The sequence below is a fragment of the Pantoea sp. JV6 genome (assembly GCF_025910055.1).
GTDB classification, from domain to species: domain Bacteria; phylum Pseudomonadota; class Gammaproteobacteria; order Enterobacterales; family Enterobacteriaceae; genus Pantoea; species Pantoea agglomerans.
Genome location: NZ_JAPCIM010000005.1, coordinates 146,449 through 158,855, shown reverse-complemented (window position 1 = coordinate 158,855; position 12,407 = coordinate 146,449). Strand labels below are relative to the sequence as shown.

The 12,407-nt window shown below is 61.8% G+C and carries 7 protein-coding genes; all 7 read left to right on the top strand.

Going from position 1 to position 12,407, the window contains the following annotated elements:
* Positions 1-132 precede the first annotated feature (132 nt).
* The gene (locus OK412_RS09780; RefSeq protein ID WP_010245817.1) at positions 133-1,347 is read left to right on the top strand and encodes a nitrate regulatory protein; all 1,215 of its coding nucleotides are present in this window, start codon (positions 133-135) and stop codon (positions 1,345-1,347) included.
* Between the two features lie 262 nt (positions 1,348-1,609).
* The gene (locus OK412_RS09775) at positions 1,610-2,860 is read left to right on the top strand and encodes a CmpA/NrtA family ABC transporter substrate-binding protein (RefSeq protein WP_010245814.1); all 1,251 of its coding nucleotides are present in this window, start codon (positions 1,610-1,612) and stop codon (positions 2,858-2,860) included.
* Between the two features lie 11 nt (positions 2,861-2,871).
* Positions 2,872-3,744 (top strand): nitrate ABC transporter permease, encoded by an 873-nt coding sequence (ntrB, locus tag OK412_RS09770; protein ID WP_010245811.1) that lies wholly within the window; start codon positions 2,872-2,874, stop codon positions 3,742-3,744.
* Between the two features lie 10 nt (positions 3,745-3,754).
* Entirely contained in the window at positions 3,755-4,543 is a 789-nt protein-coding gene (locus OK412_RS09765) for an ABC transporter ATP-binding protein (RefSeq protein WP_010245808.1), read from the top strand.
* A gap of 10 nt (positions 4,544-4,553) precedes the next feature.
* Positions 4,554-8,618 (top strand): nitrite reductase large subunit NirB, encoded by a 4,065-nt coding sequence (gene nirB / locus OK412_RS09760; protein WP_264353117.1) that lies wholly within the window; start codon positions 4,554-4,556, stop codon positions 8,616-8,618.
* Positions 8,615-11,233, top strand: coding sequence for a nitrate reductase (locus OK412_RS09755; RefSeq protein ID WP_010245802.1), 2,619 nt, complete (start codon positions 8,615-8,617; stop codon positions 11,231-11,233). Before nirB ends, OK412_RS09755 begins: the two co-directional genes overlap by 4 nt.
* Positions 11,233-12,072 (top strand): uroporphyrinogen-III C-methyltransferase, encoded by an 840-nt coding sequence (gene cobA, locus OK412_RS09750; protein ID WP_010670001.1) that lies wholly within the window; start codon positions 11,233-11,235, stop codon positions 12,070-12,072. The genes OK412_RS09755 and cobA overlap by 1 nt, the downstream gene beginning before the upstream one ends.
* Positions 12,073-12,407: the final 335 nt, after the last annotated feature.

Sequence of the window (12,407 nt, the reverse complement as noted above, 5' to 3'; positions counted from 1 at the left end):
CCGAAAAAATTTATCAGTTTGCGTTAAGAAACTTATCAAAATCAGATTTTACGCCCCTGCTCAGACCCTCTTTTTTCAGGAAAGCGGCACGCCTTTTGCTTTTGAAAGGTTTTAACCGCACTGAGGTGAGCAATGAGGGACGCCCTGACCTGGCTGCAGGCATCACGCGCGAGCGATATCGCCAGCCTGCAACGTCTTCTGGAAACCGGCGAGCTGATGGCTGCCGTCAGTGAACTGGTCCATCGGTTGCAGCGGGAACGTGGCGCAAACAATCTCTGGATCTGCTCTGACGGAGCGCTGTTCAGCGCCGAACGTCATGCCCGCCAGCAGGAGGTCAGCGCCGGCCTGGAGCATTTTTATCAGGCGCTGCCGGCCGCCATAGCGCAGCCCGGCTACAGCCGCTTCTGCAACCTGATTGCCGCTGCCCTGCAGGCGCTGGCCGGACTGCCTGCGCTGCGCCAGCAAATCAGCCAGCGTGAGCTTGATCAGGCCGCGGCGATGGCCGCCTTTAACCAGGTTATCCGTACTTTACTCAATCTGGTGTTTGAGGCGGCCGACACCGCCAGCTATCCCGGCATCTCCCGTGCACTGATCGCCCTGTTCAGTTTTATGCAGGGCAAAGAACTGGCCGGGCAGGAGCGGGCCATCGGCTCAGCCGGCTTTGCGGCGCGTCAGTTCACCCCCGACCAGCGCAGCCAGATGGTCGCCCTGATTGCGGCACAGGAGCAGAGCTTTATCACCTTCCGGGAGTTTGCTGACAGCGCCGCGTGTGAATCCTGGCAGCCGCTGGCTCAGGCCAGCCGCGACATCGAACGCCTTCGTCGCATCGCCTGCACCGGCGGCCGTTGTGATGAGACCGGCGCGCTGCACTGGTTTTCCCTGCTCTCTGAGCGGCTGGATCAGATGAAAATGCTGGAGGATGCCCTGACGGCGACATTGATGCAGCGCTGCCGGGCTGCCATTGATCAGGCACAACAGCAGGCGGCAGGAACAGTGGTGCAGGGCGACAGCAATTTTTCGCTTTACGTCTCCGGGGCGGACTGGCTGCCTGGCGCGGCGGCGCTCGACAGCGACGGTCTGGCCCCGCAGCTGGGGCGCTCGGTGCTATCGCTGATTGGCGAACAGTCGCAGCGTTTGCAGCAGCAGGCGGATGAACTGGCGGCGATGCGCGCCTCACTGGACGAGCGGCGGGTGATCGATCAGGCCAAACACTGGCTGATGCAGCAGCAGGGTTTCACAGAAGAGGCCGCCTGGCAGGCATTACGCAAAAGTGCGATGAATCAGAATAAGCGGGTACTGGAGATCGCGCAGGCGGTACTGGCGGTAGCGAAGACCCTGAGCAACTAACCCGGATGAGGTAGCTGCACAACCTTTGTGCGTGATCTGCGTCAGAAACGTGCAAAAACGGTTAATTTTTCAACAGTGCGTCACCGCAGATCGGCATTAAGGCTGTTTCGGCGATCTGGCACATCCTTTGCTTAATCCCTATAGAGAGTACGCATTGCTCCCGCCAATGGCGGTGGGGTCAGTGCTTTGGATAAAGGCGTCCATCCGCAGGCTTCGGCTTGTCGGAGGACGCCTTTTTTTATTTCTGTTCAGGGGCAACAAGATGAGCAAAACGCCATTTTCACTGACACGACGTCAGGCGCTGATCTCCGGCGCCGCGCTGGGTGCGGCCTGGATCGTTCCGGGATTACGAAATGCGGTCTGGGCAGCGGGATCAGATGCGCCAGAAAAAGCGCAGGTGCGGGTCGGCTTTATCCCGCTCACTGACTGCGCGCCGGTGGTGATGGCCTCTGTGAAAGGCTTCGACAAAAAGTATGGTCTCACATTGCAGGTCAGCAAAGAGGCGAGCTGGGCGGCGGTGCGCGACAAACTGACCTCCGGTGAGCTGGATGCGGCGCATGTGCTCTACGGCATGATCTACGCCCTGCAACTGGGCGTAGCGGGTCCGCAGCACGACATGGCGAACCTGATGACGCTCAACCATAACGGCCAGGCGATCACCCTGTCGAACCAGCTGAAAGCCAGTGGGGTCACCGATGCGGCCAGCCTGAAAAAGGCCATTGATGGCAGCGCCAAAGGCAGCTTTACCTTCGCCCATACCTTTCCGACCAGCACCCATGCCATGTGGCTCTATTACTGGCTCGCCAATGCGGGCATCCACCCGTTTGATGACGTGCGCACCGTGGTTGTGCCGCCGCCGCAGATGGTGATGAACATGAAAATTGGCAACATGAGCGGCTTCTGCGTTGGTGAGCCGTGGAACCAGCGCGCCATCAGCGACAACATCGGTTTTACCGCCGCCACCAGCCAGCAGATCTGGCCGGAGCATCCGGAAAAAGTGCTCGGCACCCGCGCAGAGTGGGTGAAAGAGAACCCCAACACGGCCCGTGCACTCACCGCCGCTGTGCTGGAGGCCGCGCGCTGGATTGATGCCTCGGACGACAACCGCCGCGAAACCGCGCAGGTTTTAGCCGGCCGCGCCTGGATCAATACCAAAGTGGAGACGTTACAGGGTCGGATGCTCGGTCAGTATCAGAACGGCCTGGGGCAGTCGTGGCAGGACGCTCACCCGATGCGCTTCTTTGACAACGGCAACGTCAGTTTTCCCTGGCTCTCAGACGGCATGTGGTTCCTGACCCAGATGAAACGCTGGGGCCTGCTTGCCAGCGATCCCGACTACCTCGCGGTGGCGCGCCAGATCAACCGCATCGACATCTACAAACAGGCCGCCAGCGCAGTCGGACAGGTTGCACTGCCCGCCAGTGAAATGCGCAGCAGTACCTTCATCGACGGCAAGGTCTGGGATGGCAGCGATCCTGCCGCCTATGCCGCCAGTTTCGCTATCAAACGTTAAGAGAGGTTGCTATGAAAACTGACGCGCGCGCCCTGGCGCAGCCGGTGCAGAGTCACAACAGTGCCACCGTTATTCCGTTACAGGTCACCCCGAAAGCCGCAGCCCGTCCGGCGCGTCTGCGTCCGCTGTTGCAGCGCGCCATTCCCGCCACCGGTGGCCTGTTATTAATGCTGCTGGTGTGGCAGATCGCGGCGCTGTCGCAACCGGGTTTCCCTTCGCCTTACGCCACCTGGCAGGCCGCTCAGGTCCTGTTCGCTGACCCGTTCTACAGCAACGGCCCCAACGATCAGGGCATCGGCTGGAACGTGCTGGCGTCGCTGCAACGCGTCGGCATTGGATTCGGCCTGGCCGCGCTGGTCGGCATTCCGGCGGGCTTTTTAATCGGTCGCTTTAGCTTTATGGCGCAGATGTTCAATCCCGTCATCGCCCTGCTGCGGCCGGTGAGTCCGCTGGCCTGGCTGCCGATTGGCCTGCTGCTGTTTCAGCGCGCCGAGCCTGCCGCCAGCTGGACCATTTTTATCTGTTCGATCTGGCCAATGATCATTAACACCGCCGAAGGGGTACAGCGTATTCCGCAGGATTACCTCAACGTGGCGCGGGTGTTACAGCTTTCTGAGTGGACGGTGATGCGCCGGATCCTGCTGCCCGCCGTGCTGCCCGCGGTGCTGACCGGGGTCCGTCTCTCTATCGGCATCGCCTGGCTGGTGATCGTCGCCGCCGAAATGCTGACCGGCGGACTGGGCATCGGCTTCTGGATCTGGAATGAGTGGAACAACCTCAACGTGGAAAATATTCTGGTCGCCATTCTGGTCATCGGCGTAATCGGGCTGCTGCTGGAACAGGGGCTGATGCTGCTGGTCCGTCGTTTTAGCTGGGATAAATAAGGAGAGCACGATGCAACAGATCATTCGCGTCCAGCAGGTCAGCCAGCGTTTTGCCACCGCCAGCGGCGAGTTTCTGGCGCTGGACAATGTCAGTTTTGATATTCACGAAGGGGAAACCCTGAGCCTGATCGGCCACTCCGGCTGCGGCAAATCGACGCTGCTGAACCTGATTGCCGGTTTAACCCGGCCCAGCAGCGGCGTGCTGCTGTGTGATAACCGCGAAATCACTGGCCCCGGTCCGGAGCGCGCGGTGGTGTTTCAGAACCATTCGCTGCTGCCGTGGCTGACGGCATTTCAGAATGTCGAGCTGGCGGTGCAACAGGTGTTTAAAGGGCGCTTCAGCAAAGCGGAGATGCGTGACTGGATCGAGCACAACCTTAACCGGGTGCAGATGAGCCATGCCATGCACAAGCGGCCCGGCGAAATATCCGGCGGTATGAAGCAACGCGTCGGTATTGCGCGGGCGCTGGCGATGAAGCCACGCGTGCTGCTGCTGGATGAGCCGTTTGGCGCGCTGGACGCCTTAACCCGCGCTCATCTGCAGGACAGCGTGATGCGCATTCAGCAGGAGCTGAACACCACCATCGTGCTGATTACCCATGACGTGGATGAAGCCGTGCTGCTGTCAGACCGGGTGCTGATGATGACTAATGGCCCGGCGGCGCAGGTTGGCGAGATCCTCACTGTCGATCTGCCACGTCCGCGTTCACGGGTGGCGCTGGCGGATGAGCCGCGCTACCACCAGTTGCGACAGAAAGTGCTGCATTTCCTCTATGAAAAACAGACCACTGCGGCGTAAGGAACAGACCATGAAGCAACGGTTGCTGGTGATAGGTAATGGCATGGCGGGAATGCAGATGGTGGAGAGCCTGCTGCAACGTGCACCGCAGCGCTTCGCCATCACGGTCATTGGCCGCGAGCCGCACGGCAATTACAACCGTGTGCTGCTCTCGCCGGTGCTGGCGGGTGAAACGCCGTTCAGTGAAACGCTGATCCACGATCGCGACTGGTATGAGCGGCACGGCGTCACGCTGCTATCCGGCGAAACCGTGCTGCAGGTCGATCTGGCGGCACGTACAGTGCAGACCGATTATCGCCAGCTGGGCTGGGATCGGCTGGTGTTTGCCACCGGTTCACAGCCCCGTTTGCCCGCCATTCCCGGCATCAACGCGGATTGCGTACTGGGTTTTCGCAGTATCGCCGACGTCCGGCAACTCCTGGCGTGCCAGGGACCGGTGGTGGTGTTGGGCGGTGGTTTTCTCGGCATTGAAGCGGCGGCGGCACTCTGTGCCCGTGGGCGTGAGGTTACGCTGGTTCATCACAAACCCTGGCTGCTGGATCGCCAGCTGGATGCAAAGGCGGGCGAGCTGTTGCTGACGGCACTCCAGCAGCGCGGTATCCGCTGCGTGCTGAACAGCGGACTCACGGCGATTGACGAGGCGGGTGTGACGCTGACCAGCGGTCGTCACTGCGCCGCCACGCAGGTGGTGATTGCCATCGGCGTTCAGCCGGAGATAACGCTGGCGCAGGCAGCGGGTCTGCCGTGTCAGCGCGGCATTCTGGTCGATGGGCAGTTACGCACAGCGGTCCCGTCGGTGTACGCCGTAGGCGAGTGCTGCGAAATTGCCGGCGAAACCTTTGGCCTGGTCGCACCCTGCCTGACGCAGGCGCAGATTCTGGCCGCACAGCTGGCGGGGTCGCCACTGGCGGATTTTGTCAGCCAGCCGCAGGCGACGCGGCTCAAAGTCAGTGGCATTTCGCTGTTCAGCGCCGGGGATGTCAGTGAGGCACCCTCCATCAGCAGTTTTGATCCGATCTCCGGCGACTACCGCCGTCTGTTTCTTCGTCAGGGCCGCCTCTGTGGCGTATTGCTCTCTGGCGACACCCGGCAGGGTCCCGCGCTGCTGGCGCGTCTGCTGCACACCGAAGCTGTCACGCTCGAAGCCCTGTTCGATTCCCGTCAACCTGAACCGCAGCCGCAGGCTGCAGAGAGTCCTGAGATGAGTAAACCGGTATTAGCCGTGGTGGGTCACGGCATGGTCAGTCACCACTTTCTTGAACAGCTGGTTGCCCGCGAACTGCATCAGCACTACCACATCGTGGTTTACGGCGAGGAGCGTCAGCAGGCTTACGATCGGGTGCATCTGTCGGACTATTTCAACGGCAAAACGGCCGACGATCTGTCGCTGGTCAGCGCGGACTTTTTTACCCTGCACGGCATCGAACTGCGCAGCGGCTGCGCAGTCGTAGCGATCGATCGTCAGCAGCGCAGTCTGCGTGACAGCGCGGGCAATGAGCTGGCGTGGGATAAGCTGGTGCTGGCTACCGGCTCGCGTGCTTTTGTACCGCCGGTACCGGGCCACGACGACGAACGCTGCTTTGTCTACCGCACGCTGGATGACCTTGATGCCATTGCTGCCTGCGCCCGCAATAGCCAGCGCGGCATCGTGATTGGCGGCGGCCTGCTGGGTCTGGAGGCGGCGAATGCGCTGCAGCAGCTCGGGCTGGAAACGCATGTGGTGGAGTTTGCGCCACGCCTGATGGCAGTGCAGCTCGATGAGGGCGGGGCGCTGATGCTGCGCCAGAAGATCGATGCGCTGGGCGTCACGGTTCACACCTCAAAACAGACCGAACTGATTGAGCGTCAGACCAACGGTAGCGTGGTGCTGCGCTTTGCTGACGGCAGCAGTTTACCCGGCGATCTGGTGCTGTTCTCCGCCGGTATCCGGCCGCGCGATGAGCTGGCACGTGAAGCGGGCCTGACGCTGGGACCGCGCGGCGGCATTGAGATTAACGATCGCTGCCAGACCAGCGATGAAGAGGTGTTTGCCATTGGTGAATGCGCATTGTGGAACGGTCAGATCTTCGGTCTGGTCGCGCCAGGCTATCAGATGGCACGCGTGCTGGCCGGGCATCTGGCGGCTGAATCCACCGCCTTCAGCGGCGCGGACATGAGTACCAGACTGAAACTGCTGGGGGTGGAGGTGGCGTCGTTTGGTGACGCGCATGGCCGCACGCCGGGCAGTCAGCACTATCACTGGACCGACGGGCCAAAAGGCATCTACAAGAAAATCGTGGTTTCTGCCGACAGCACCCGGCTGCTGGGCGGCGTGCTGGTCGGTGACAGCAGCGACTACGCCACGCTGCTGCAGATGATGCTCAATGAGTTACCGCTGCCTGCCGCGCCAGAAAGCCTTATCCTGCCTGCGCTGTCGGAGGCGCCGAAAGCGCCAGGCGTCGCGGCGTTGCCTGACAGCGCCCAGGTCTGCTCCTGTCACAACGTCAGCAAGGGCGAAATCTGCGCGGCGGTGAAAGGCGGATGCGGTGAGATGAGCAGCATCAAAAGCTGCACCAAAGCGGCTACGGGCTGCGGCGGCTGTGCGGCACTGGTAAAACAGGTGATGGAGTTTGAGCTGGAAAACCTCGGTGTCGAGGTAAAAAAAGATATCTGTGAACATTTCAGCTATTCGCGCCAGGAACTTTATCACCTGGTGCGGGCCGGTGAGTTCAGAACCTTTGATGCGCTGCTGACGTCACATGGTCGGGGGCAGGGTTGTGAAGTGTGCAAACCGCTGGTGGCGTCACTGCTCGCCTCATGCTGGAACGACTATCTGCTAAAACCGGCGCATCTGCCGTTGCAGGACACCAACGACCGCTATTTCGCCAATATCCAGAAAGATGGCACCTATTCGGTGGTGCCGCGCGTCCCGGCGGGCGAAATCACGCCGCAGGGGTTGATCGCGATTGGCGAGGTGGCGGCGCGTTACGATCTTTACACCAAAATCACCGGCGGTCAGCGTATCGATCTGTTTGGCGCGCGGCTCGATCAACTGCCCGATATCTGGCAGACGCTGCTGGCGGCGGGTTTTGAAACCGGTCACGCCTACGGCAAGTCGCTGCGCACCGTGAAGTCCTGTGTGGGGGCGACCTGGTGCCGCTACGGCGTGCAGGATTCAACCGCTTTCGCCATTGCGCTGGAGAACCGCTACAAAGGGCTGCGCGCCCCACACAAGATCAAGATGGCGGTATCGGGCTGTACCCGCGAATGTGCGGAAGCGCAGAGCAAAGATATCGGGGTGATCGCCACGGAAAAGGGCTGGAATCTCTATGTGTGTGGCAATGGCGGCATGAAGCCGCGCCACGCCGACCTGTTCGCCAGCGATCTCGATGATGCCACGCTGCTGCGTTATGTCGACCGCCTGCTGATGTTCTATATCCGCACCGCAGACAGGCTGCAGCGCACCAGCGTCTGGATGGACAATCTGGAAGGCGGCCTGGACTATCTGCGTCAGGTGGTGATTGAGGATAGCCTCGGTCTGGGCGAGACGCTGGAGCAGGAGATGCAGCGGGTGGTGGACGCGTATCAGTGCGAGTGGCAGACCACGCTGGCGGATCCTTCACGACTTGCGCTGTTTACCCCTACGGTCAACAGCGATCGCCCGGATGAGACGCTGCACTACAGCCGGGTGCGCGGTCAGCGTCAGCCGGAGGCCGTTACCGATCGTCCGCTGTTACCGCCGCCAGCCGAGCCGTGGAGCGCGGTGTGTACACTGGAGGCGATTCCTCAGCAGGCGGGGATCGGGGCGCGACTGGGTAGCGAACGTGTTGCGCTGTTCCGCTTTGGCGATGCGCTTTTTGCGCTGGAAGACCGCGAACCCGGCAGCGACGCCAGCGTGCTCTCACGTGGGATCCTTGGCGATGTGGGCGGCGAGCCGGTGGTGATCTCCCCGCTCTATAAGCAGCGGATACGGTTGCGTGACGGACAGAGCCTGGATAACCCGCAGCATCAGCTGCGCTGCTGGCCGGTGAAGTTGGAAGCGGGTCAGATCTGGCTGGCAAATCGTCCGCTGGATCAGCTGGCGCAGGCATCATGAACAGTACCTGTCCCTATTGCGGCGTCGGCTGTGGCGTCTGCGTCACCCCGCAGGGGGCGCATCAGGCAACCGTGATCGGCGATCCGCACCATCCCGCGAATGCAGGTCGGTTGTGCGTAAAAGGCGCAGCGCTGGGCCAGACCCTGACGCCGCAAGGGCGTTTGCTGAACGCCGAGGTTAACGGGCAGCGCGTCAGCCTGGACGCTGCGCTGGATGCGGCGGCGGCGGGATTGCGGGCGGTTATCGATCAGTATGGCCCGCAGGCGGTGGCGTTTTACGGCTCCGGCCAGCTGTTGACCGAGGATTACTACGTCGCCAATAAGCTGATGAAGGGCTACATCGGTGCAGCCAACATCGATACGAATTCGCGGCTCTGCATGGCGTCGGCGGTGGTCGGTTATAAGCGGGCGCTGGGGGCCGATGCGGTGCCCTGCTGCTATGAGGATCTGGAGCAGGCCGACCTGGTGCTGCTGGTGGGGTCTAATGCTGCCTGGGCGCATCCGGTGGTGTGGCAGCGGCTGATGCAGGCGAAGCTGCAACGTCCGGCGATGTGTATTGTCGTTATCGATCCGCGGCGTACGGCGAGTTGCGATCAGGCCGATCTCCACCTGCCGTTGCGGCCCGGCAGCGATACGGCGTTGTTTTCCGGTCTGCTGCACTGGCTGGCGCAGCAGGATGGCATTGATGCCAGCATGTTGCCGCACCTGAATGGTGTGGACGAGACGCTGACCGCCGCAGCGCAGTGGGGTGTGGCGCGAGTGGCAGAGGCATGTGACTTAACCGTGCAGCAGGTCGCGCACTTTTTCCAGCTTTTCAGCCAGCACGATCGGGTGCTGACGCTATGGTGCATGGGGATTAATCAGTCCGCCACCGGCAGCGACAATAACCAGGCGATTCTTAATCTGCATCTGCTGACGGGCAAAATAGGCCGCGCGGGCTGTGGTCCTTTTTCGCTGACCGGACAGCCAAATGCCATGGGCGGACGGGAGGTGGGTGGCCTGGCGAATCAGCTGGCGGCGCATATGAATTTTACTGAAGCGGATTGCGAACGGGTGCAGCGTTTCTGGCGCAGTCCGGCCATTGCCCGGGAACCGGGACTGACTGCACTGGATCTTTTCCGGGCACTGGCGGATGGCACGGTGAAAGCAGTGTGGATTATGGGCACCAATCCGGCGGTGTCGATGCCTGAGGGCAACCGCGTCGCGCAGGCGCTGGCGGCCTGTCCGCTGGTGATTGTATCAGATGTGATGGCGCAGACCGATACCAGCGCCTTTGCCAATATTCTGCTGCCCGCCCAGGGGTGGGGCGAGAAGAACGGCACGGTGACCAATTCCGAGCGGCGTATTTCACGTCAGCGCGCTTTTGCCGCCGCACCCGGTGACGCCCGGCCTGACTGGTGGTTGCTGTCGCAGGTGGCCAGGCGTTTAGGGTTTGATGAAGGCTTTAACTGGCAGCATCCGGCAGAGATTTTCCGTGAGCATGCGGCGTTGTCAGGTTTCGAGAACCGGGGCGCCAGGGCGTTTGATATCAGCGGCCTGGCGCAATTGAGTAATGCTGACTGGGATGCGCTGCGTCCGGTGCAGTGGCCGGTTAACGCGGCCTGTCCGCAGGGCTGCGCCCGGCTGTTTGGCAATCGTCGGTTTTTTCATCCGGATGGTAAGGCCCGGTTGCGGGTGCCGGCCACGCCGGTTGTCGCCCCGCGCGAACCGGCGTATCCGTTGTTGATGAATACCGGACGGGTGCGCGATCAGTGGCACACCATGACGCGTACCGGGCTGGTGCCGCGTCTGATGCAGCATTGCGATGAACCGTTTGTCGCGCTGCATCCGGCGGATGCGGCAACGTATGGCGTGACGGCGGGCGGACTGGCGCGGGTGCAGTCTGTTCAGGGCTGGATTAGCGTGCGGGTGCGTGTCGATGCCGGGATGCGGCGCGGCGAGCTGTTTGTGCCGATGCACTGGAACCGGCAGTTCAGTCAGCAGAGTCACGTCGATTTACTGGTGGCCGCCCGCGCCTGTCCGTTTTCGGGGCAGCCCGCGCTGAAGCAGACGTCGGTGCGGATTCTGCCGTTGAGGGTGAGCTGGCAGGGCTGGCTATGGCAGCGCGAGATAGCGCAGCCCACAGGGTTGCGTTACTGGGCGCGTACCCCCTATCCGGCGGTGCAGCGTTATGCGGTGGCGGGCGAGGGCTCGCCGCAGGTCTGGCTGGACGGGCAGGTTGTTCTTTCAGGCTGTCACAGGCAGGTTGCGACCGGCAGCGGCAATGATTACCGGTTGCTGGCATGGCGTGACGGCGAGTTGCAGCTGGCGTTTTATGCCGGCTCCGTGTTGCCGTCGATTGATAGTGCGTGGGTCGCCGAGGCCTTTAGTCATGCGCCGCAGGATGCGGCAGGGCGGCACAGTGTACTGGCAGGACAGCCCGCGCAGGGCGCGGCCACGGGACGGATTATTTGCAGTTGTATGGCGGTGGGTGAGCAGACGATTTTACAGGCGGTGGCGCAGGGGTGTCGTACAACTCAGGCGTTGGGCGAAAAGCTAAAGTGCGGCACGCAGTGCGGCTCCTGTATTCCGGAGCTGAAGCAGTTGTTGCTGTCCGAAGTGATGTCGGAGGAATGATGACACGAGCAATTGATTCTCTGGATAAGTTACTGGCCCCGGTGGATGCCGTGTCGCAACAGGGCGCGGTGTGGCTGGTGGGTGCGGGCCCTGGCGATGTGGAACTGCTGACCGTTAAGGCGTTGCGGTTGCTGCAGCGTGCTGAGGTGGTGGTATATGACCGGCTGGTGAGTGACGCGGTGATGGCGGAGGTGCCGGAGCAGGCGTTGTGTATTGATGTGGGTAAGCAGCCGGGGCAGCATGGTCTGAAGCAGGCGCAGATTAATCAGTTGCTGGTGGAACTGGCGCGCAGTGGACGCAATGTAATCCGGCTGAAGGGGGGCGATCCGTTTGTTTTTGGTCGCGGAGGCGAGGAGATGGTGAGCGTGCAGCAGGCCGGGATTCGCTGTGAGGTCGTGCCAGGGATTACGGCGGCTGTGGGCTGTGCGGCAGCCAGCGGAATTCCGTTGACGCATCGGGATTGCGCGCAGTCTTTGCGGTTGATTACCGGGCATGGGCGGAACGGCGAGCCGCAGCTGGAGGCGGCTGCGCTGACGGCGGTGAATCAGACGCTGGTGTTTTATATGGGGTTGAGCTGGAGTGCGTCGATCAGTGCGCAGTTGCAGGCGCAGGGACGTGATGCGGAGACGCCGGTGGCGATTATTGAGAATGGGACCCGGCCCGATCAGCGGGTGTTGATTACCACGCTGGGGGGATTAGCGGAGACGGTGGCGCGGGATAAGCCGGTGTCTCCGTCGTTGCTGATGGTGGGTGAAGTGGTGCGGTTTTATCGGGCGGATTTGCAGGTGCGGGGTGGGGAGACGGTGAGCCGGTGCGTCGTGCAGGAAAGACCTGCCTGATCGCAAAGGGATCCCGCATCCCTGCGGACTGAGCTCGCCATCCCTGGCTCGCACACTTTGCTCTTCAGGCAGGGCTTACCTGCACTGTTGGCATTGGTGCGGTTTTTTTTGGGATCAGATCTGGATTGAGTGCGGTTGATGAGAGTGGAAGTGCCCGAGCAGGACGAAAAGAGCAGTCCAGTGTGGGAAGGCAGGTGAGGGTTGGTAAGACGGTGCGTCGTGCAGGAAAGGCCTGCCTGATCGCAAAGGGATCCCGCATCCCTGCGGACTGGGCTCGCCATCCCTGGCTCGCACACTTTGCTCTTCAGGCAGGCCTTACCTGCACGATTAGCGAT

Bases quoted from the DNA above. Each gene is read 5' to 3' on its own strand.
- OK412_RS09780 (WP_010245817.1), top strand. From the start codon at position 133: ATGAGGGACGCCCTGACCTGGCTGCAGGCATCACGCGCGAGCGATATC.
- OK412_RS09775 (WP_010245814.1), top strand. From the start codon at position 1,610: ATGAGCAAAACGCCATTTTCACTGACACGACGTCAGGCGCTGATCTCC.
- ntrB (WP_010245811.1), top strand. From the start codon at position 2,872: ATGAAAACTGACGCGCGCGCCCTGGCGCAGCCGGTGCAGAGTCACAAC.
- OK412_RS09765 (WP_010245808.1), top strand. From the start codon at position 3,755: ATGCAACAGATCATTCGCGTCCAGCAGGTCAGCCAGCGTTTTGCCACC.
- nirB (WP_264353117.1), top strand. From the start codon at position 4,554: ATGAAGCAACGGTTGCTGGTGATAGGTAATGGCATGGCGGGAATGCAG.
- OK412_RS09755 (WP_010245802.1), top strand. From the start codon at position 8,615: ATGAACAGTACCTGTCCCTATTGCGGCGTCGGCTGTGGCGTCTGCGTC.
- cobA (WP_010670001.1), top strand. From the start codon at position 11,233: ATGACACGAGCAATTGATTCTCTGGATAAGTTACTGGCCCCGGTGGAT.